Here is a 20,817-nt window from a genome sequence, read left to right as displayed (position 1 = left end):
TGTATTGAGGGATCAGCGTGGAACGAAGCTGGTTTCCTGTTCCTCGGCTTCGGTATAGCCTTTCGGCGCCACGCTGCCGAGGCGCGCTTTCAGCGATTGCGGCCGTCCTTCAAACAGCGCCGCGTAGTAGGTGGCATTCGACATCACGTTTTTGACGTAGGTGCGCGTCTCGACGTACGGAATCGATTCGATGAAGACGGTGCTGTCCATCGGTTTGGTCAGCGTGGCGCGCCAGGTGCGCAGGCGCCCCGGCCCGGCGTTGTAGGCGGCGGTGGCCAGCACCTGCGAGCCGTCCATATTCCCCAGCACCATGTTGAGGTAATTCGTCCCCAGCAGGATGTTGGTGCGCACGTCGCTCAGCATCTCCTGCGCAAAATCGGTGAGGCCGATTTTCTTGGCGATCCAGCGGCCGGTGGATGGCATCACCTGCATCAGGCCGGAAGCGCCAGCATGCGATTGCGCGTCCATGATGAAGCGCGACTCCTGCCGTATCAGGCCGTACACCCATGCCTTGTCGAGGCCCAGCGTTTGTGTCGCCGGATGCATGACGTCGTTGTGCGGCGACGGGAAGCGTTGCGTGTAGTCGACCTGGATGCGGGTCCGCTCCGAGGTGTTGACCATGCGGTCAAGGATATTGTTCTGGCGCGCGAATTCGGCGGCGGCCAGATGTTCGCGTTCGCTCAGGCCGCGCAAGCCCCAGTTCCATTCGCGCGTGCCTTCAAAGCGCAGGCGCATGCTGAAGAATTTCAGCGCGCGCTGGAAGTTGGGGTTGGCCGCTATCGGCACGATCTCGGCCTGCGAGATCGGTGCGCCGGCAGTCGGGATGGTGATCAGGCGGCCGGTTTCTTCCAGCGCCAGCTGGCCGTAGTAGTTCGACTGGTCAGAGATGCTGCGGAACAGTTGCAGCGCTTCGCCGGTCGGCTGGCTGGTCACGCCGTCGCGCGCCATCAGCGCGCGTCCCAGCCAGTAGACCCAGGCCGGTTCGCCGCGCAGCGCGGCCGGCATGGCGCGGATGGTGTTTTCGACCAGGCGCCAGTCGCCATTGCGCAGCGCGATGCGCGCCTTCCATTGCGCCTGATCGATCGACAGCGGCGCGCCGTTGGAGCGCTTCCAGTAGTCGGTGGTCTCCGGCGCCAGCGTGTACGACGATTGCAGCGCGATCGCCGCCCAGCCCTGCTGCTGCTCTTGCGGCGTCATTTTCGGCAGCGCCTTGTTCAGCGCCAGCGTCGCCAGCTTGATGCTGGTCTTGGCCAGGCGGCCGATGGCGACGATGTAGATCTGGTGTTCGACCTTGCTCGGCCCCATGCCCTTGGCCACCGCCACCGTCGGCAAATCCACCGCTTGCACGGCTTTCTTCTCCGGGCCGTCCAGCAGCGCGACGATGCGGCGCGCCTGGCCGGTGGCGTTGTACTCGCCGGACAGGCGCAGTTGCGCGTACAGGTCTTCGGTGCTGAACTGGCCGTTCTGGTACAGGGTGGCGATCAGGCCGGCGCAGGGTTCGCCGTAGACGCTGGGCGCGGTCAGCAAGGCGCGCGCTTCGTCCGCGACTTTCTGGCCTTTGAGCGCGCGCGAGGTCAGCGCGTAGCATTTGACCTGCGTGTCATCGTTCAGGACAAACAACGGATACTGCTCGTCGAAGGTGGCCCAGTCGCGTTTGCGGCCGAGATCCAGCAGCCAGTCATTGCGCAGGCGGTCGACGATGGCCTGGCCGTCGTAGCGTTGGAAGAAGTCGCGGATTTCGGACTGCGGGACGTCCTTCAGGCGTGATTTCAGCCGATAATAATCGACGTAGGATGGAATGGAGTAGTTGGTCAGGCGCGCCGCGTAGAAATCCGCTTTGGACGCATCGTCCTGGCGCACCGCGTCGCGCAGCAGCAGGAAGGAATCGTCATCCCTGCGGCTATCGGCGTCGTCGGCGTGGGCAAACGAGGTTAAGGCAACGACGAGGGCGCCGGCTATCCATTTCGAAGCAGAAATCAATGTGCAACTCTCTTAAGACTTGAATCAATATGACCAGCATTCCTAGAATACCACGCAGCGACGCCGGATCACCAGTAGGTAAGGCGGATTTAAGGAAGCAGCTGCTGGCCGCGCGGCGCGCGCTCGATAGCGGCACACGCGCCGCGTGGGATCGCGCGATCGGAGAACAGGTGGTGGCCTGGTGGAAGGCGGAACAGCCGGCCGCGCTGGGGGTGTATTGGCCGCTGCGCGATGAGCCGGACCTGCACGCAGCCTACGCCGAACTGGCGCGCCTTGGCGCGCGCCTGCTGCTGCCGGTGGTGGTGCAGAAGGATGCGGCGCTGGAGTTTGCCGAATGGTCCCTGGGCGAGGAAATGGTGAAGGATAAGATGGGCGTGGCGGTGCCGGCCGCATTACGCCTGCAGACGGCGTATCCGCCGGCGCTGCTGGTGCCTTGCCTGGGTTTCAACCCGCAAGGTTATCGGCTGGGCTATGGCGGCGGTTTTTACGACCGCACGCTGGCGCGCCATACACCGCGCCCGCAGACACTGGGAATCGCTTACCAGTGCCTGCAGGTGCCGTTTGCCAGCGATGATCATGATGTGGCGCTGGACCACATCATTACCGAGGCTTAAACCAGTCGTTGCCACAGCGCGGTGGTGGCCGCTGCCTGGTTCATGCTGTAGAAGTGCAGGCCCGGTGCGCCGCCTTGCAGCAGGCGCTCGCCCAATGCCGCCACCACGTCCAGGCCGAAGGCTTTGATCGATGCAGTGTCGTCGCCAAAGCTGGCCAGCTTGAGCCGTACCCAGCGCGGGATCTCGGCGCCGCACATGTCGGAGAAGCGCATCAGCTGCGTGTAGTTCGTGATCGGCATGATGCCCGGCACGATCGGTACATTGATGCCCAGCTTCTGCGTCTGCTCGACGAAGTTGAAGTAGGCGTCGGCGTTGTAGAAGTACTGGGTGATGGCCGCATTGGCGCCGGCCTTCACCTTGCGCTCGAACGCCAGCAGGTCATCCTGCGGCGACCTGGCTTGCGGATGCACTTCCGGATAGGCCGCCACCTCGATATGGAACCAGTCGCCGGTCTCCTGGCGGATGAATTCCACCAGCTCATTCGCATAACGGAATTCGCCGGCCGCGCCGTAGCCGCTCGGCAGGTCGCCGCGCAGCGCGACGATGCGCTTGATGTTGTGCGACTTGAATTCGGCCAGGATGTCGCGGATCGACTCGCGCGTGCCGCCAACGCAGGACAGGTGCGGTGCGGCGTCCTCGCCGGCATTGAGGATCTCGACCACGGTGTCCAGCGTGCCGCGCTGGGTGCTGCCGCCGGCGCCAAAGGTCACGGAAAAATATTTCGGCTTGAGTTCGGACAGCCTGGCGCGCGTGGCGCGCAGCTTCTCCGCACCTTCCGCCGTTTTCGGCGGGAAGAATTCGATACTGAAGTTAGGATTGTCCATCTGGGGTCTTCAAAAGTAAGGTCGACAAAGCCCAGGAAATCACGCTGTACAACACTGCGCCGCCAACCGCCGACAGGAAGCTGTCGACATGGAAGCCATCCACCCATTGCGCCACCAGCCAGAACATGAAGCCGTTGACGATGAAGATGAACAGGCCCAGTGACACCAGCGTCACCGGTAAGGTCAGCAACAGCAGGACCGGACGTATCAGCGTATTCACCAGGCCCAGTACAAGAGCCGCGACGAGGGCTGCGCCTATGCTTGTGACATCGACGGAATGCATCAGGTAAGGCACTGCCAGCAAGGCAACGGCATTGATTAACCAGGTAAGGACCAAACGCATAAGAAGTTCTCGCTGCAGAAGCTGTCATTCCGGCGTACGCCGGAATGACGCGGTGGTTTTAGTAACGATAGTGGTCTGGCTTGTACGGACCTTCCTGCGTCACGCCGATGTAGGCCGCTTGCTCGGGGGTCAGCACGGTCAGTTGCGCGTTCAGTTTTTTCAGCTGCAGGCGCGCCACTTTTTCGTCCAGGTGCTTCGGCAGCACGTACACGCCGACCGGGTACTTGGCGGTGTTGGCGAACAGCTCGATCTGGGCAATGGTCTGGTTGGCGAACGACGACGACATCACGTACGAAGGGTGGCCGGTGCCGCAACCCAGGTTCACCAGACGGCCTTCTGCCAGCAGGATGATGCGCTTACCGTTCGGGAAGATCACGTGATCCACTTGCGGCTTGATGTTCTCCCAGGTGTACTTCTTCAGCGCGGCGACGTCGATCTCGTTGTCGAAGTGGCCGATGTTGCAGACGATGGCCTGGTCCTTCATCTTGAGCATGTGCTCTTCGGTCAGGATGTGGTAGTTGCCGGTGCAGGTGACGAAGATGTCGCCGTGCTCGGCGGCGTAGTCCATGGTCACCACGCGGTAGCCTTCCATCGCCGCTTGCAGGGCGCAGATCGGATCGATCTCGGTCACCCACACTTGCGCCGACAGGGCGCGCATGGCCTGGGCCGAGCCCTTGCCGACGTCACCGTAGCCGGCGATCACGGCGATCTTACCGGCGATCATGACGTCGGTGGCGCGCTTGATGCCGTCCACCAGCGATTCGCGGCAGCCGTACAGGTTGTCGAACTTGGACTTGGTGACCGAGTCGTTGACGTTGATGGCCGGGAAGGCCAGCTTGCCTTCCTTGTGCATCTGGTACAGGCGGTGCACGCCGGTGGTGGTTTCCTCGGTCACGCCGAGGATGTGCGGCAGGCGCTTGGAGTACCAGCTCGGGTCTTTGGCCAGGTGGGCCTTGATGGCGTTGAACAGGCAGATTTCCTCTTCCGATCCTGGCGCGGCCAGCACCGAGATATCTTTTTCAGCGCGCGCGCCCAGGTGCAGCAGCAGGGTGGCGTCGCCGCCGTCGTCCAGGATCATGTTCGAATAGACCGGGTTGCCGGCGGCGTCGTTCGGCCATTCGAAGATGCGGTGGGTGTAGTCCCAGTATTCGTCCAGGGTTTCGCCCTTGATGGCGAACACCGGGGTGCCGTTGGCGGCGATGGCGGCCGCCGCGTGGTCCTGGGTCGAGTAGATGTTGCACGAGGCCCAGCGCACCTGCGCGCCCAGCGCTTCCAGGGTCTGGATCAGCACGGCGGTCTGGATGGTCATGTGCAGCGAACCAGTGATGCGCGCGCCCTTCAGCGGCTGGGCGGCGGCGAATTCCTCACGGATCGCCATCAGGCCAGGCATTTCGGTTTCAGCAATCTTGATTTCTTTGTTACCCCACGGTGCCAGGGAAATGTCGGCAACCAGGTAATCTTGTGCGGATTTGAGTACGGCGTTCATCACGCCCTCCTTTCATGAGTTGAAAAAAGTAACGTGAGCGCGGTTGGAGATCTCCGAGCCTGGCGAATGAACATTCGTCGCAGCGCTCCTCGGAGCGAGGATTTTAGCAAAAAAAAACGCCCCGCAGGGCGTTTTTGTTGAGGCGGCGCGCTTACTTCAGGCCAGCGGCGGCGCGCAGGATGGCGGCTTTGTCGGTACGCTCCCAGCTGAATTCCGGCTCTTCGCGGCCGAAGTGGCCGTAGGCGGCGGTTTTGCCGTAGATCGGACGCAGCAGGTCCAGCATCTGCACGATGCCTTTCGGACGCAGGTCGAAGTGTTCCATCACCAGCTGGGCGATTTTCTCGTCCGGGATCACGCCGGTGCCTTCGGTGTAGACCGTGATGTTGATCGGACGGGCCACGCCAATCGCGTACGACACCTGCACCTGGCACTGGCGCGCCAGACCGGCCGCCACCACGTTCTTGGCCACGTAACGCGCGGCATACGCTGCCGAACGGTCCACCTTGGACGGGTCCTTGCCCGAGAACGCGCCGCCGCCGTGCGGCGAAGCGCCGCCGTAGGTGTCGACGATGATCTTGCGGCCGGTCAGGCCGCAGTCGCCCTGCGGACCGCCAATCACGAAGCGGCCGGTCGGGTTGACCAGGTATTTGGTGTCCTGCAGCCACTCTTTCGGCAGCACCGGCTTGATGATCTCTTCGATGACGGCTTCTTCAATCGCCTTGTGCTGCATTTCCGGCGCGTGCTGGGTCGACAGCACCACGGTGTCCACCGCCACCGGACGGCCGTTGACATAACGCAGCGTGACTTGCGATTTGGCATCCGGACGCAGCCACGGCAGGCGGCCATCCTTGCGCAGTTGCGACTGACGCTCGACCAGGCGGTGCGCGTAGTGGATGGCAGCCGGCATCAGCTCGGCGGTTTCGTCGCAGGCGTAGCCGAACATCAGGCCCTGGTCGCCGGCGCCCTGGTCCAGATCGATACCGGCGCCTTCATCCACGCCCTGGGCGATGTCCGGCGATTGCTTGTCGTAAGCGACCAGCACCGCGCAACCACGGTAGTCGATACCGTAGTCGGTGTTGTCGTAACCGATGCGCTTGATGGTTTCACGCGCGACTTGAATATAATCAACGTTGGCGTGGGTGGTGATTTCACCGGCCAGCACAACCAGACCGGTATTGCACAGCGTTTCGGCGGCAACACGGGCTTTCGGGTCCTGGGCCAGAATCGCGTCGAGAATGGCGTCGGAAATTTGGTCAGCGACCTTGTCCGGGTGACCTTCCGAGACGGATTCAGAGGTGAAAAGATAATCATTCGACATCGCAAGCTCCTGATATGGTTTAAAAACGGTCGCATACCAACACGGCTTGCGACGCTTTAGCGACATTTATATCCCGCATCGCAAGTTGTCATTAACTCAGCGGTTACTGCTACTACTCATGGTATTTTACGCTTTTTTGAAAAAACTTGCTCCCTAACACAGGTAGAAACACCACATGCTGGTCACCCTTTTCCGCTTTTTATCGATTTTTCCCTTGCCGTTCTTGCACGCCGCGGGTGCCGCGCTGGGCTGGGTAGTGTACTGGGCCTCGCCATCCTACCGCCGCCGCATGCGCGACAATATGCGTCAGGCCGGGGTGGCGCAGCACCTGCCGGCCGCCGTGGCCGAAGCCGGCAAGAGCATCATCGAGCTGCCGTTCATCTGGTGCGCCGACCCGGCCCGGGTGTCGCGCCACGCCACGCTGGAGAACTGGGAACTGGTACAAAGCCAGCTGGACGCCGGCCGCGGCATTGTGTTCATGACGCCACACCTGGGCTGCTTTGAAATCGTGGCGCAGGAAATCGCCCTGCGCACCGAACTGATGGTAATGTACCGCCCGCCGAAAAAAGCCGCGCTGAAACCGCTGATCGAAGGTGCGCGCGCGCGCAAGAACCTGCTGCTGGCGCCGGCCAATATGTCGGGCGTGCGCATGCTGGCCAAGTTCCTCAAGAAAGGCCAGCCGGTCGGCGTGCTGCCCGACCAGGTGCCGCAGGAAGGCGAAGGCGTGTGGGCCAAATTCTTCGGCCGCGACGCCTACACCATGACCCTGCCGGCCAAGCTGGCCCTGCTGGGCGATGCCACCATCATCATCACCTACGCCGAACGCCTGCCGGGCGGACGCGGCTATGTGGTACGCTTCGTGCCCTTTGACGGAACCCTGGACGGCGACAGCGCCGCCCAGGCGCAGGCCATCAATAGCGCCATGGAGCGCCTGATCGTCCGCAGCCCGTCGCAATACTACTGGAGCTACAACCGCTACAAGGTGCCGCACGGAATCGCGGCCCCCGCGGCGGACGCGGCCAAGGAAAACGCATGAAATTGATGTTGGGATTTATGTGGCTGCTGCACTGGCTGCCGCTGCCGCTGCTGGGCCGCTTTGGCGACGCCATCGGCAGCTTGCTGTTCATGGTGCTGCGCTCGCGCCGTCACATCGCGCTGACCAATCTGCGCCTGTGCATGCCGGAGCTGACCGAGGCGCAGCGCGTCGACATCGCGCACCGCCACTTCCAGGCGTATTCGCGCAGTGTATGGGAACGCGCCGTGCTGTGGTGGGCGCCGGAATCGCGCCTGAAGCGCCTGATCACCATCGATCCCGATGGCGTGATCCCGGTTGCCGAGATGACCGGGCAGCCGACCATCCTGCTGTGCCCGCACTTCGTCTGCCTGGACGTGGCCGGCGCCGCGATCGCCATGGAAGCATCGGCCTCGTCGATGTACGTGACGCAAAAGAATGCCGCCTTCGACCAGGTGCTGCGCGCCGGCCGCGCGCGCTTCAAGCCGGTCAAGCTGTTCACCCGCCAGGACGGCATCAAGCCCATCCTGCGCGCGCTGCGCGACAAGCTGCCCTACTTCATGCTGCCGGACATGGATTTCGGCGAGAAGGACGCCGAGTTCGTGCCCTTTTTCGGCATCCAGGCCGCCACCCTGACCGCCACCGCCCGCATTGCCGCCACCACCGGCGCGCAAGTGATGCCGGTGATCGCCACCTTCCTGCCCAATTACCGCGGCTGGCGTGTGAAATTCTACCCAGTGTGGGACAATTACCCGGGTGAAGACATGGTGGCCGCCACCCGCCGCATGAACCAGTTCATCGAGGAACGCGTGCGCGAGGCGCCGGCCGAATATTTCTGGACCCACAAACGCTTCAAGACGCGCCCGAACGGCGAGCCTTCGCTGTACAGCAAACACTAAACCGCCCATGAAACTGAAATTCACCAAAATGCACGGCGCCGGCAATGACTTCGTCGTGATCGACGGCGTCAACCAGCACATCGATTTCACGCCAGCGCAGTGGAAGCTGCTGGGCGACCGCCGCTTCGGCGTCGGCGCCGACCAGATCCTGCTGGTGGAAAAGCCGACCGAAGACGGTTGCGATTTCCGTTACCGCATCTTCAACGCCGACGGCGGCGAGGTCGAGCAGTGCGGCAACGGTTCGCGCGCGTTCGTGAAATTCGTTTCGGAAAAAGGCCTGACCGACAAGCACAGCATCAGCGTGCAGACCAAGGCCGGCGTGATCGCGCCGCGTCTGGAAGCGGACGGCAGCATCACGGTGGACATGGGGGCGCCGATCCTGGAACCGGGCCGCGTGCCGTTTGACGCCGACGGCTTGCACGGCGAGCAGCAAGGCCGCGACACGCTGTGGCCGCTGGTGCTGGAACTGGGCGGCGCGCGCGAGAGCGTGCTGATCTCAGCGGTCTCGATGGGCAATCCGCACGCGGTGCAGGTGGTGGACGATGTGGAAACCGCGCCGGTGGAGCTGACCGGCCCGCTGATCGAGCATCATGTGCGCTTCCCGAATCGCGTCAATGCCGGCTTCATGCAGATCATCAACCGTCAGCACGTGAAGCTGCGCGTGTTCGAGCGCGGCGTCGGTGAAACGCTGGCCTGCGGCACCGGCGCCTGCGCGGCGGCGGTGGCCGGCATCCGCCGCGGCTTGCTGGACAGCCCGGTGCGCGTCGATGCACGCGGCGGTCAGCTGTCGATCGCCTGGGGCGGCGAAGGCCAGCCGGTCTGGCTGACCGGCCCGGCCGTCACCGTGTACGAAGGCGAGATCGAGATTTAAAGCGCGAAAACTAAGCCGCCAGCAAGTCGTCGCCGCCGACATTCGGCAGCCAGGTCTTGAGGCGGTACAGGCGCTGGCGGTAATTGCCTTCCAGCCCGTCCGGACCGCTGTCGATGGCCTCGAACAGGCGCACGATGCGGTCCAGCGCCTGGCGTTCGCGCGCCGTGCGCAGCAGCACCAGGCGGCGCTTGCTGCGGCCGTAGCTGGCGCGGATATCCACCACCAGGCAATGGCCCTGGTCGGCCGCTTTCACATCCAGCAGCAAGGCTTCCGCCCGGCTCAGGCCGAACAGCGCGGCCAGTTCCAGCCGCGCCGCCAGCAGCGGCTGGCTTTCCAGCAATTCGCGCGTCAGACAGGTCACGATGCTGGTCATCCAGCCGGCTTCCTTGGGCGCGGCCGCCACCCGCGCCAGTGCCGCTTCGGCTTCCTGACAGCCTTGCGCCGCGGCTTTCTGCAGCCAGAAGGCGGCGCGCACATCGCTCTGTTCGTCGGTGCGGCGGTTGCGCCAGGCGTACATGCCGCACTCCAGTTGCGCGCCGCAGTGGCCCATTTCAGCCGCGCGCTCCAGATAGCTTTGCGCCTCCGCCACGCAGCGCTGCGAGAATTCCGGTTTCAGGTAAATGCGTGACAGCGCGAACCAGGCTTCCGCCAGACCCTGTTCGCCGGCCAGCGTCAGCCAGCGGATGGCGCGCTTGAAGTTGACGGCGGCAATGCCGTTGCTCTGGCGCTTGCCGTCGCCGTCCATGCGCGCAAACCACAGGCCCAGCGCCAGCTGGGCGTTGCGCTCGCCGCCATAGGCCGCCAGTTCGCGGCACTGCTGCAATTCAGCATCGGTAGCGGACGGCGACAGCAACTCGGCGCAGCGTGCCAGCAACAGCAGTTGCGACGGGCCGGGCAGCCAGTCGGCCGCGCGCGCCGCTTCGGCGTCGGCCGGGGCGCTGGCCAGCAGGCGGCGCAGCAGCGGCCGCGCCTGGTCCAGGAACAGCGTGTGGTCTTGTTGCCACAGCAGTTCCAGCCGCGCGTAATCTTCGGCCGGGATCAGCTGCCCGGCGTTGTCCGCACGCCACGCCGGGCGCGCGGCGCGGCGTGCGGCGGCCTGGCGCGCCTGCCGTTGCACCGGCGGCGCCACAGTCAGCGGCCGGCCGCCGGCGCGTTGCGCCAGCAGCCACTGGGCTTGCGGCAGGCCGGCATCGGCGGCCGCCTCCAGCGCCTGCCGCGCCTTGTGGGTCAGTGCCGTGTTGTCGCGGCCGCCGCCATGCTGAAACACCAGTTGCGCCAGCGCCAGGCCGGCGGCTTGTATGCCGGCGTCGTGGGCGCGTTCGTACCAGCGCAGCACGTCCGGCAGCGCGTGTTGTGCGATCTCGGAGGGGATGTGGCGGCCGATCAGGCGCCATGCTTCGTCCAGTCCCTGCTGCGCCGCGCGGCCCAGCCAGTGCAACGCGGTCGGGATGTTGAGCGGCAGGCCGGCGCCGCCGAACAAGTACAACTTGCCCAGCGCCAGTTGGCAATCCGCGTCTCCGGCGCGGGCGCCGCGTATGATCCCTAACTCTTCTCGATTAGCCATCGTCTCTGTGTTATCTACGGACCCATATGAATCTAAGTGTAGCGTGCCATCCGCGCCACACCCTAGACAATATGCGTTCCGGTTTGATCTGGCACAAGCGCCTCCCCCCTGTCCCGCCTGTACGCTAGAGCTGTTTTGATGCCCGAATGAAAGCAAAACGGGCATCAAACGGGGGTAAATAACGCGGCTGGCAAGCGTTTCAAAAATACAACAAGAAGCCCGGGTTCCGCGGCTTTCGACCAAAACAAGCCGTCACAATCGACCATTCCAGCGCAATTGAACCGGCGACCAATTAAGGTGCTTAGCAACCGGCGGTCACGCAGCGGCGGGGATGAGAATTACACTTATAAAGGAATAACAAATGAAGAAATCATTGTTGGCTCTGGCACTCATGGGCGCATTTTCCGTCGCTCAGGCACAATCGTCCGTCACCATCTATGGCACGCTGGACGCGGGTGTTTCCCGCCGCACCGATACCGACGTGACCGCGGTGGGCAAGCGCGACAACAACAAGCTGGGCTTTCGCGGCGTGGAAGATCTCGGCAGCGGCCTGAAAGCCTTGTTCCAACTGGAAATTCGCTACGAGCCGGACACTGGCGCCATCGAAAGCACCGTGCGCCCGCTGTTCCAGGGCCAGAGCCGGGTTGGCCTGCAGGGTGATTTCGGTACCATCCGTCTCGGCCGTGGCCTGACCGCGTTCCAGGAGACCAGCACCGCCTACGAACCCTGGTCGGGCATGCCGGCGGTGGCTGGCTACCAGACCGACCTGCAAGTGGCCGGCTACACCTCGGACCCGATGAGCGTGGCCGGCAACTCGGCCAACCGCTTCTCCAACGCCGTGTTCTACAACACTCCGGTGATCGGCGGCATCTTCCAGCTGAACGTCACGGTGGCCACCAAGGACGCCAACAACAACCCGGCCATCATCGGCCGCGGCACCGCCGCCGCACCGCAATTCCCGGCCAACAGCATGGCGCCGGTCAACCCGTATTCGGTCAGCGCCACCGCCACCCAGGGTCCGTTCTCGGCCTATGCCGCCTACGAGCGCAATGCCGTGTCCACCAAGCTGTGGTCGGTGGGCGCCTCGTTCAAGCCGATTCCCGACCTCAAGCTGATGGGTTCCTACCAGCGCCAGGACCAGAATTACAGCGTGCCGATCAACCCGGTCACCAAAGCCTGGCTGATCGGCGCCAACTACACCGTGGGCGCCGGCCTGATCCGCGCGGGCTTCGGCCACAAGACCCCGGACAACGCGCTCAACGTGCCGACCATCGCCAAGACCAAGCAATTCTCGCTGGGCTACGACTACAACCTGTCGCCGCGCACCTACGTGTACATCGACGGCACGCGCCGCAAGGCCACCGCAGCCGCCACCTTCAACTTCTACAGCGTCGGTATCCACCACAACTTCTAAACGGCGCAGTCGGCAAGAACTGCCAGCGTGAGTTGGGGAATGACGGGCATGGGACACCATGTCCGTTTTTTTTCGTTTAAAATTGCACACCAACCTACGCTAGCTAAAGTATTTCGATGACCGCCCCACTGGATTCCACACTCGTCGCACAATTCCTGACCGACAATCCGCACTTCTTCGAGGAGCATGCCGATTTGCTGGGTGAGATCAAACTGGCCAGCCCGCTGACGGGCCGTGCCGTTTCGCTGCAGGAACGCCAGATGGAAGTGTTGCGCGACAAATACAAAACGCTGGAACTACGCATGAGCAACCTGATGCGTCTGGCGTCGGAAAACGAAGCCATCGCCAACAAGTTCCACCGCTGGACCCAGATCCTGCTGCAGTCGGAAGATGTGGGCTCGATGCCGCACGCCGTCACCAACGGCTTGAAGACGGCGTTCGACGTGCCGCAAGTGACGGTGCGCATCTGGAACACCGCGCCGGACTACCTGGATGAGTGGTTCGTCAAGGGCGTGTCGGAAGATGCGCGCATCTTCGCCAACAGCCTGCTGGCCCCCTACTGCGGCGCCAACAAGGACTTCGAGGCGGTGCGCTGGCTGGACGATCCGTCGGCGGTGGTGTCGACCGTCATCATCCCGCTGCGCAAGCCGGGCGACAAGCAAGCCTTCGGCCTGCTGATCATGGGTTCGCAGGACGCCAACCGCTTCACCTCGCTGATGGCCACCGACTTCCTGGTCCACATCGGCGAAACCACCAGCACCGCGCTGGCCTGGCTGCTGGCCTGAGGCCCGATGCCATGAGCGACGCTCCAGACAGCAAGCTGGCCTGGATCGACGCCTACCTCGCCCATCTGCGCGGCGTGCGCCAGTTGTCGCCGCATACCACTGCCGCCTACGCGCGCGACCTGCAGGAACTGGCGGCGCTGTCCGGCGCGCTGGACTGGGGCCAGCTGGACCAGCACGCCATCCGCCGCCTGACCGCCAAACTGCACGCGCAGCAACTTGATCCGCGTTCGATTGCGCGCAAGCTGTCCAGCTGGCGCGGCTTCTTCAAATGGCTGAGCGAGCAAACCCCGCTGGCCGCCAATCCGGTGCAAGGCGTGCGCGCGCCCAAGCGCAGCAAAAGCCTGCCGCGGGCACTGTCCGTGGATGACGCCGTGCAACTGGTGGCGCCCGCCCGCCCCAGCGCCGGCAGCACCCCGGAACCGTCCGAACTGTGCAACCGCGCCATGTTTGAGCTGCTGTATTCCAGCGGCCTGCGGGTGTCCGAGCTGGCCGGGCTGGACCTGACGCCAGGCAAAGACAGCCTGGGCTGGGTGGAAACCGGCAACCGCGAAGTCACCGTCACCGGCAAGGGCAACAAGCGCCGCACGGTGCCGGTCGGCCGCGCTGCGCTGGACGCGCTGCACGCCTGGCTGGCGGTGCGCCCGGCCCCCAGCGACGGCAGCAACGCCCTGTTCCTGAGCGCGCGCGGCACCCGCGTGTCGCCGCGCGTGGTGCAGCAGCGGCTGCAGGCCCACGGCGTGGCGCACGGCGCGCCGGTGCACGTGCATCCGCACATGCTGCGCCACTCGTTTGCCTCGCACGTGCTGCAATCGTCGGGCGATTTGCGGGCGGTGCAGGAAATGCTGGGCCATTCCAGCATCAGCTCGACCCAGGTGTACACCGCGCTGGACTTCCAGCACCTGGCCGCGGTTTATGACAAAGCCCATCCACGCGCTAAACTGAAATAAAGCGCGACCGCGCGTACTGATATTGCTCAATCAGACGAATTGCTAGCGCCGGAAAAATTCCGGCATAATCGCCCGATTGCATTTACGCACTTTGAGATTACCCACTACCACCATGGCTATGATTCCTACCACCATCCTGACTGGCTTCCTCGGCGCCGGCAAGACCACCCTGCTCAACCGCATTCTGCAGGAAGAGCACGGCATGCGCATCGCTGTCATTGAAAATGAATTCGGCCAGGAAAATATCGACAACGAAATCCTGGTGCAGGACACCGGCGAGCAAATCGTGGAGATGAACAACGGCTGCATCTGCTGCACCGTGCGCGGCGACCTGATTGTCGCCCTCGGCAACCTGGCGCAAAAGCGCGAGGCCGGCGAGATCCAGTTCGACCGCGTGGTGATCGAGACCACCGGCCTGGCCAATCCCGGCCCGGTGGCGCAGACCTTCTTCGTTGACGAGGAAGTGGGCGCTCACTACATGCTGGACGCGGTGGTCACCGTGGTGGATGCCCGCCATGCCATGGACCAGCTGGACCAGCACGAGGAAGCCCAGCGCCAGGTCGGCTTTGCCGACAAGCTGCTGCTGTCCAAGACCGACCTGGTGAGCCAGGAGCAGCTGGCCGCCCTGACCGCGCGCCTGAGCCGCATCAACCCGCGCGCGCCGATCAGCAAATCCGACTTCGGCCGCGCGCCGATCAGCGAGGTGCTGGACCTGAAAGGCTTCAACCTCAACGACAAGCTGGAGCTGGACCCGGACTTCCTGCTGACCGAGCAGGCGCACGAGGAAGGCCATGTGCACGACGAGCACTGCGGCCACGGTCATCACCACCACCATGATCACCACGACCATCACGACCACCATCACGGCCACCACACTGACGATATCGCCGCGTTTGTATTCAAAAGCAACCGCCCGTTCGACACCGCCAAGCTGGATGAGTTCCTGGGCGGCCTGGTCAATGTGTACGGTCCTCGCATGCTGCGCTATAAAGGCGTATTGTTCATGCAGGACGCCGACCGCAAGGTGGTGTTCCAGGGCGTGCACCAGATCATGGGCAGCGACCTCGGCGCAAAATGGGGAGAAAACGACGTTCGTGGCAGCAAAATGGTATTTATTGGGAAAAATCTTCCCAAAGACATCTTTATTAGCGGTTTAGAACAATGTCTGGTATAAACTATCCGGGTTTTGTATGTTGATGACAACTCTGTCGTATCGAAGGTAAGCGAAGTTATGACCAAAACTAATAAATCGACCCCCGCAGCGCCTGAACGCATCCTGACCGAAGAAGAAATTCTGGCCATGGATGACAAGGATTATATGAATCCGGCGCAAATGGCTTTCTTCAAGGCAAAGTTGCAAGCGCTCGAAAAAGAGCTGCTGAAGAATGCCGGTGAAACCACCGAACACCTGCGCGAAACCGTGCTGGTGCCGGACCCGGCCGACCGCGCCACCATCGAGGAAGAACACGCGCTGGAACTGCGTACCCGCGACCGCGAGCGCAAGCTGCTGAAGAAGGTACAGCAGTCGATCGTGGCCATCGACAACAACGATTACGGCTGGTGCGAGGAAACCGGCGAACCGATCGGCATCCCGCGCCTGATCGCCCGTCCGACCGCGACCCTGTCGCTGGAAGCCCAGCAGCGCCGCGAGCTGAAGCAAAAGCTGTACGGCGACTGATCCGCTCCGCCGCCGCCAAAAAAGCACGCGCCTCACACCGCGTGCTTTTTTTACGGCTACACTATGCTGCTATGGGATTGTTCTCTATCTTCAAGAAAGCCGAGACCCTGCCGCCGCTCACCGACGATGAGCAAGCGCGGCTGGCCGCCAATAGCGAAGCGGAACGCCAGAGCCAGGCGGCGCGCCAGCGCGAGATCGCGCGCGCCACCGCCATGAAGATCGACGCCATTGAATCGGCCATGGCGGCCGACATTTTCAACCTGCCGGAACCGGCCTGGGGCAGCCAGCGGCCGCCGCGCCCGCCCCGCCCCGCCAGTGACAACGACGAACTGGGCGACATTCCCACCACCCTGTTGCTGGGCGACGACGAATTGCCGCTGGCCGCGGCCGACGCGCACACGCCGGTGGTGGAGGAAATCGCCATCCTGTACGCCAACGGCCAGGCCGCCGTGGCCCAGCAGATGCTGCAAGCGGCCGTGGCCGAAGCCAAGCACATCAACAGTGAGCGCACCGCGTGGTGGATGTTGTTCGACCTGTACCAGGTCACCGGCCAGCAGGACGCCTTCGACAACCTGTCGATCGATTACGCCAGCACCTTTGAAACCTCGCCGCCCGCGTGGCAGGCGCCGGCCGCGCTGGCCGCCGCCTCGCCGGACTGGGCCGGCCTGACGCCGACCGAATCCTTCAGCGGCGTGCTGGGCCCGCACATCGCGCCGCAGCTGGAGCGGCTGCGCCAGCTGGCCGCCAGCCATCCGGTGCTGCGGCTGGAATTTACCCGGGTGGCGGTGGTGCATGCCGACGGCGCCGCCCTGCTGCTGGACACCCTGCGCCAGCTGCAGCAACAGCAGCGCGAACTGATCCTGGTGGGCGCGGCCGCGCTGACCGCCCACCTGCGCGCCAACCTTGTCACCGGCCGCCGCGACGACGGCGAGGCCGTGTGGCTGTTGTTGCTGGAGCTGCTGCAACTGCAACAGCGCGAGAAGGAATTCGAGCAGATCAGCATGGATTACTGCGTGACATTTGAAGTCTCGCCGCCCTCGTTCACGCCGCCGCACAAGGTGGCGATGGCGCCGGCGCAACACGTGTCGGCCTCGCCCGACCGCTTCATGTTGCCGCCGGTCATAGAAAACCAGCTGGGCGCCCTGCTGCCGGCGATCCAGCGCTATGCTGAGCAGTATCCGGCGCTGGTGTTCGACTGCTCGCGCCTGACGCGCATCGACTACGCCAGCGCCATCCAGCTGCACACGGCGCTGCGGGAACTGGCCGGCGAAGGCCGCAACATCGCCTTCCGCGACGTCAACCATCTGGTCACCGCGCTGTTAAGATTGCTGGGCTACGCCAGCCTGGCGCGCATTTATCCCCACAAGTACTAACTTGCAATTCCGGTTTCCAGCCCCACTTTTCAGCCTTGAGGCAGTCTGCATCATTACTTTGAGGTAACTATGGAACAATTTCACGGCACCACCATCCTGTGCGTGCGTCGCGGCAAGCAGGTAGCGCTGGGCGGCGACGGCCAGGTCACGCTGGGCAATATCGTCATGAAGGGCACCGCGCGCAAGGTGCGCAAGGTGTATCAGGGCAAGGTCCTGGTCGGCTTTGCCGGCGGCACCGCGGACGCCTTCACCCTGCTCGACCGCTTTGAAGGCAAGCTGGAAAAGCACCAGGGCAACCTGCTGCGCGCCTCGGTGGAACTGGCCAAGGACTGGCGCACCGACCGCGTGCTGCGCCGCCTGGAAGCCATGCTGCTGGTGGCTGACGCCGACTCCACGCTGGTCATCACCGGCAACGGCGACGTGCTGGAACCGGAAGATGGGGTGGGCGCCATCGGCTCCGGCGGCACCTACGCGCAATCGGCGGCCAAGGCCCTGGTGGAGAACACGGAACTGTCGCCGGCGGACGTGGTCAAAAAATCGCTGACCATCGCCGGGGAGCTGTGCATCTACACCAACCTGAACCACATCATTGAGACACTGGACCCAGCATGAACATGACCCCGCAGGAAATCGTTGGCGAACTCGACAAACACGTGGTTGGCCAGGCCAAGGCCAAGAAGGCGGTCGCCATCGCGCTGCGCAACCGCTGGCGCCGTCAGCAGGTGGAAGAACCGCTGCGCCATGAAATCACGCCGAAAAACATCCTGATGATCGGCCCGACCGGCGTCGGCAAGACCGAGATCGCGCGCCGCCTGGCCAAGCTGGCCGACGCGCCGTTCATCAAGATTGAAGCCACCAAGTTCACCGAGGTGGGCTACGTCGGCCGCGATGTGGACACCATCATCCGCGACCTGATCGACATCGGCGTCAAGCAGACGCGCCAGTCGGAAATGGCCAAGGTGCGCACCCGCGCCGAAGATGCGGCCGAAGACCGCGTGCTCGACATCCTGCTGCCGCCGGCGCGCGACTTCGGCTTCACGCCGTCGGGCGCGGAAGCGCCCAAGGATGACGCCACCCGCCAGACCTTCCGCAAGCGCCTGCGTCAGGGCGAGCTGGACGACAAGGAAATCGAGATCGAGCTGGCCGAGGCCGGTCCGCAGATGGAAATCATGGCGCCGCCCGGCATGGAAGAAATGACCGAGCAGATCAAGTCGATGTTCTCCGGCATCGGCGCGCAGCGCAAGAAGGCGCGCAAGGTCAAGATCAAGGACGCCATGAAGGTGCTGATCGACGAGGAAGCCGCCAAGCTGGTCAACGAAGACGAGATGAAGCAGAAGGCCATCCAGAACGTCGAGCAGAACGGCATTGTGTTCCTCGACGAGATCGACAAGATCGCCTCGCGTTCGGAAGTGGGCGGCGCCGATGTCTCGCGCGCCGGCGTGCAGCGCGACCTGCTGCCGCTGGTGGAAGGCACCACCGTCAACACCAAGTACGGCATGATCAAGACCGACCACATCCTGTTCATTGCCTCGGGCGCCTTCCATCTGGCCAAGCCGTCGGACCTGATTCCTGAACTGCAGGGCCGCTTCCCGATCCGGGTGGAACTGGAATCGCTGTCGATCGCCGACTTTGAGCGCATCCTGACCAGCACCGACGCCTGCCTGACCAAGCAGTACGAAGCGCTGCTGGCGACCGAAGACGTCAAGCTGGGGTTTGCGCCGGAGGGCATCAACCGCCTGGCGGAGATTGCCTACTCGGTTAACGAGCGCACCGAAAACATCGGCGCCCGCCGTCTGTACACGGTGATGGAAAAGCTGCTGGAAGAACTGTCCTTCACGGCCAGCGAAGACAGCGGCAAGACCATCGTGGTGGATGCCGCGTATGTGAATGCGCGCCTGGATGCGCTGGCGGTCAACGAAGACCTGTCGCGCTACGTGTTGTAACACCCTCGGCGGGCGCCGGTGGTGGCGCCCGCTCTCAGGTTAAAAGTCGTAGCGCAAGCCGGTGCCCAGCGTCGGCTTGGTATTTTTCTCGACGCGGTTCAAGCGGATCGGCATGTAACTGACATCCACCGTCAGCGACACATGCGGATTGAGCTTGTACGCCACGCCCACGTCTGCCGTCACGCCACTGCGGTCATAGGTATCCTTATCGCTGGCGTAGCGGTAGCTGGTGGCGGCCCAGGTATAGTTGCCGCCCAGCCGGCCGGTCAGCGACCATTTATCATCCAGCCTGAGCGCCGTGCTCCAGTTGATGCCGATGCCGTTGGCCCGCACCGGGTTGCCGCCGGCATAGCCGTAATCAAAGTAACGCCACGTTTTCGTCTCGGTCCCCAGCGTGAACACCATCAATTCCACGGCATGCGTCTGCTGCAGGCCAAACAGGGTACTGCCGCCCAGGTTGTAGCCGCCGTAAGCGCGCACCAGGCTGGAATTGTGACTGAACTGGGTGCCGACATCCGCGCCCACGTAGGCCGGCGACCGGTCGGCGCCGACGGCGCTGCCGCCAGCGGCGGCCAGCAGCATGACGGCCAGTGCTTTCAACATCGTGTTGGACATCTTTACTCCGATAGTGGTGGTTCAGGGCGCCGTCTCTTCTGCGAGAGACAGCCCCGGCAGTGTCACCCACTTCGCGCCGATGTACTAATAAATTATTCCGCAGACCAGTTTCTACGCCGGCCGGTATCGTGTTACGATACCTTTTGTTTTTTTAGTAAGGCGACATATGAGCTCACCGGAATTGCTGCTGCAAGTGCTGCGGACCCAGATGCGGGCCGCCGGCGTCACCTACAAAATGCTGGCCGAACGGATTTCGATGAGCGAATCCAGCGTCAAGCGCATGTTCGGGCAGCAGGACATGTCGCTGTCGCGGCTGGCGCAAATCTGCAAGGCGGCCGGGGTGCCGATGGAAGACGTGCTGCGCGCCGCCGCCGATGCCACGCCGCAGGCGGACCGCCTGACGCTGACGCAGGAAAAATCGCTGCTGGCCAATCCCAAGCTGCTGCTGATGGCGATCAGCTGCCTGGGTCACTGGACCCTGGAACAAGTGCTGGAAACCTACGAGCTGACCGAGCCGGAGTGCATCATGCTGCTGGCCGAGCTGGACCGGCTGGGCCTGATTGAACTGAAGCCGCTGAACCGCTACCGCCTGCGCGTCTCCAACGCTTTCCGCTGGCTGCCGGACGGCCCGGTGCAGCAATTCTTCCGCGAGCACGCGGTGCACGATTATTTCAGCGGCAGCTTCGCCGGCGATGGCGAAACCCTGCTGTGCCTGCCGGCGCGGCTATCGCTGCCCAGCGCCCAGGAACTGGCCGGGCGCATCCAGCAGCTGGCCGGCGAACTGGCGCGCCTGCACCAGAGCGACCGCCGCCTGGCGCCAAACGAACGCGATGGATTCACATTACTGGTAGGATTCCGTTCCTGGGAATTCGCAGCCTTCACCGCGCTGCGCCGTACAGCACCATCGAAAACCACCGCATGAAAATCGCAACCCTCATCAGCTTGGCCGGCACCGTCACTTGCTCCGGCATCTTCACCGCACAAAAACAATGGATGATGGCCGCCGCCTTCATTCTCCTGACCGCTTACACACTGCTGGAGCGCGTGTTCCACATCGGCGTCCTGCCGCCGATGGCGGTGGACGCCCTGCCGCTGGTGGCGCTGCTGCTGATCCTGTACGAAGTGCTGCGCAAAGTGGTGGCCAAATAAGC

Annotated in this window: 21 protein-coding genes and 1 riboswitch; of the genes, 14 read left to right on the top strand and 7 right to left on the bottom strand. The window is 63.6% G+C overall.

From position 1 onward, the window contains the following. Nucleotides 1–12: 12 nt before the first annotated feature. On the bottom strand, nucleotides 13–1,980 hold the full coding sequence (locus ABDW57_RS12910) for a transglycosylase SLT domain-containing protein (protein ID WP_343730597.1): 1,968 nt from the start codon (nucleotides 1,978–1,980) through the stop codon (nucleotides 13–15). Nucleotides 1,981–2,009: 29 nt separating this feature from the next. Between ABDW57_RS12910 and ABDW57_RS12905 the strand changes: the two genes are divergently transcribed. Next, complete coding sequence (locus ABDW57_RS12905; RefSeq protein ID WP_343730596.1) at nucleotides 2,010–2,594, top strand: 5-formyltetrahydrofolate cyclo-ligase; 585 nt, start codon at nucleotides 2,010–2,012, stop codon at nucleotides 2,592–2,594. On the opposite strand, the gene metF is transcribed toward ABDW57_RS12905, so the two are convergent. The 4 genes from metF to metK form a co-directional block, all read right to left on the bottom strand. Beyond that, entirely contained in the window at nucleotides 2,591–3,418 is an 828-nt protein-coding gene (gene metF / locus ABDW57_RS12900; protein ID WP_343730595.1) for a methylenetetrahydrofolate reductase [NAD(P)H], read from the bottom strand. The two genes, ABDW57_RS12905 and metF, sit on opposite strands and share 4 nt — an antisense overlap. Continuing rightward, nucleotides 3,405–3,761 carry a phage holin family protein gene (locus ABDW57_RS12895; protein ID WP_343730594.1) on the bottom strand — a complete coding sequence of 119 codons (357 nt, stop codon included), beginning with the start codon at nucleotides 3,759–3,761 and terminating at the stop codon, nucleotides 3,405–3,407. The genes metF and ABDW57_RS12895 overlap by 14 nt, the downstream gene beginning before the upstream one ends. Nucleotides 3,762–3,819: 58 nt before the next feature. Next, the gene (gene ahcY, locus ABDW57_RS12890) at nucleotides 3,820–5,247 is read right to left on the bottom strand and encodes an adenosylhomocysteinase (RefSeq protein WP_343730593.1); all 1,428 of its coding nucleotides are present in this window, start codon (nucleotides 5,245–5,247) and stop codon (nucleotides 3,820–3,822) included. A 28-nt stretch (nucleotides 5,248–5,275) separates the two neighbouring features. Continuing rightward, nucleotides 5,276–5,344, bottom strand: a riboswitch (S-adenosyl-L-homocysteine riboswitch). 54 nt (nucleotides 5,345–5,398) lie between these two features. After that, on the bottom strand, nucleotides 5,399–6,565 hold the full coding sequence (gene metK, locus ABDW57_RS12885; RefSeq protein WP_343730592.1) for a methionine adenosyltransferase: 1,167 nt from the start codon (nucleotides 6,563–6,565) through the stop codon (nucleotides 5,399–5,401). A 175-nt stretch (nucleotides 6,566–6,740) separates the two neighbouring features. Here metK and ABDW57_RS12880 point away from each other — a divergent pair, with 175 nt between their 5' ends. The 3 genes from ABDW57_RS12880 to dapF are packed head-to-tail and all read left to right on the top strand — an operon-like array spanning nucleotide 6,741 to nucleotide 9,347. After that, complete coding sequence (locus tag ABDW57_RS12880; protein ID WP_343730591.1) at nucleotides 6,741–7,601, top strand: lysophospholipid acyltransferase family protein; 861 nt, start codon at nucleotides 6,741–6,743, stop codon at nucleotides 7,599–7,601. Next, nucleotides 7,598–8,476, top strand: coding sequence for a lipid A biosynthesis acyltransferase (locus ABDW57_RS12875; RefSeq protein ID WP_343730590.1), 879 nt, complete (start codon nucleotides 7,598–7,600; stop codon nucleotides 8,474–8,476). Before ABDW57_RS12880 ends, ABDW57_RS12875 begins: the two co-directional genes overlap by 4 nt. A gap of 7 nt (nucleotides 8,477–8,483) precedes the next feature. Continuing rightward, on the top strand, nucleotides 8,484–9,347 hold the full coding sequence (gene dapF, locus ABDW57_RS12870) for a diaminopimelate epimerase (protein ID WP_343730589.1): 864 nt from the start codon (nucleotides 8,484–8,486) through the stop codon (nucleotides 9,345–9,347). Between the two features lie 10 nt (nucleotides 9,348–9,357). Here the strand turns inward: dapF and ABDW57_RS12865 are convergent, their stop codons facing one another. After that, complete coding sequence (locus tag ABDW57_RS12865; protein ID WP_343730588.1) at nucleotides 9,358–10,911, bottom strand: hypothetical protein; 1,554 nt, start codon at nucleotides 10,909–10,911, stop codon at nucleotides 9,358–9,360. Between the two features lie 361 nt (nucleotides 10,912–11,272). Here ABDW57_RS12865 and ABDW57_RS12860 point away from each other — a divergent pair, with 361 nt between their 5' ends. The 8 genes from ABDW57_RS12860 to hslU all read left to right on the top strand — a co-directional run bounded on the left by ABDW57_RS12860 (nucleotide 11,273) and on the right by hslU (nucleotide 19,051). Beyond that, a complete protein-coding gene (locus tag ABDW57_RS12860) occupies nucleotides 11,273–12,325 on the top strand; it encodes a porin (RefSeq protein WP_343730587.1) in 1,053 nt (350 codons plus the stop codon). Between the two features lie 116 nt (nucleotides 12,326–12,441). Continuing rightward, the gene (locus ABDW57_RS12855; RefSeq protein WP_343730586.1) at nucleotides 12,442–13,110 is read left to right on the top strand and encodes a DUF484 family protein; all 669 of its coding nucleotides are present in this window, start codon (nucleotides 12,442–12,444) and stop codon (nucleotides 13,108–13,110) included. An 11-nt stretch (nucleotides 13,111–13,121) separates the two neighbouring features. Then, complete coding sequence (gene xerC / locus ABDW57_RS12850) at nucleotides 13,122–14,057, top strand: tyrosine recombinase XerC (RefSeq protein WP_343730585.1); 936 nt, start codon at nucleotides 13,122–13,124, stop codon at nucleotides 14,055–14,057. Between the two features lie 112 nt (nucleotides 14,058–14,169). Continuing rightward, the gene (locus ABDW57_RS12845) at nucleotides 14,170–15,231 is read left to right on the top strand and encodes a GTP-binding protein (RefSeq protein ID WP_343730584.1); all 1,062 of its coding nucleotides are present in this window, start codon (nucleotides 14,170–14,172) and stop codon (nucleotides 15,229–15,231) included. Between the two features lie 57 nt (nucleotides 15,232–15,288). Then, nucleotides 15,289–15,735, top strand: coding sequence for an RNA polymerase-binding protein DksA (dksA, locus tag ABDW57_RS12840; protein WP_176646018.1), 447 nt, complete (start codon nucleotides 15,289–15,291; stop codon nucleotides 15,733–15,735). A 71-nt stretch (nucleotides 15,736–15,806) separates the two neighbouring features. Next, nucleotides 15,807–17,108, top strand: coding sequence for an STAS domain-containing protein (locus ABDW57_RS12835; RefSeq protein WP_343730583.1), 1,302 nt, complete (start codon nucleotides 15,807–15,809; stop codon nucleotides 17,106–17,108). A 69-nt stretch (nucleotides 17,109–17,177) separates the two neighbouring features. Further along, on the top strand, nucleotides 17,178–17,720 hold the full coding sequence (gene hslV, locus ABDW57_RS12830) for an ATP-dependent protease subunit HslV (protein ID WP_179675163.1): 543 nt from the start codon (nucleotides 17,178–17,180) through the stop codon (nucleotides 17,718–17,720). After that, nucleotides 17,717–19,051, top strand: a complete 1,335-nt coding sequence (gene hslU, locus ABDW57_RS12825) for an ATP-dependent protease ATPase subunit HslU (RefSeq protein WP_343730582.1) — start codon at nucleotides 17,717–17,719, stop codon at nucleotides 19,049–19,051. The genes hslV and hslU overlap by 4 nt, the downstream gene beginning before the upstream one ends. A gap of 39 nt (nucleotides 19,052–19,090) precedes the next feature. Here hslU and ABDW57_RS12820 read toward each other — a convergent pair whose 3' ends face one another. Beyond that, complete coding sequence (locus tag ABDW57_RS12820) at nucleotides 19,091–19,666, bottom strand: outer membrane beta-barrel protein (protein ID WP_343730581.1); 576 nt, start codon at nucleotides 19,664–19,666, stop codon at nucleotides 19,091–19,093. Nucleotides 19,667–19,832: 166 nt separating this feature from the next. Here ABDW57_RS12820 and ABDW57_RS12815 point away from each other — a divergent pair, with 166 nt between their 5' ends. Both ABDW57_RS12815 and ABDW57_RS12810 read left to right on the top strand, forming a co-directional pair. Continuing rightward, nucleotides 19,833–20,588, top strand: a complete 756-nt coding sequence (locus ABDW57_RS12815) for a helix-turn-helix transcriptional regulator (RefSeq protein ID WP_343730580.1) — start codon at nucleotides 19,833–19,835, stop codon at nucleotides 20,586–20,588. After that, complete coding sequence (locus tag ABDW57_RS12810; protein WP_343730579.1) at nucleotides 20,585–20,815, top strand: hypothetical protein; 231 nt, start codon at nucleotides 20,585–20,587, stop codon at nucleotides 20,813–20,815. Before ABDW57_RS12815 ends, ABDW57_RS12810 begins: the two co-directional genes overlap by 4 nt. Nucleotides 20,816–20,817 lie beyond the last annotated feature (2 nt).

It is taken from the genome of Duganella sp. (genome assembly GCF_039595735.1).
Classification (GTDB): Bacteria; Pseudomonadota; Gammaproteobacteria; order Burkholderiales; family Burkholderiaceae_D; genus Rugamonas.
This window is presented reverse-complemented; position numbering and strand designations above follow the sequence as displayed.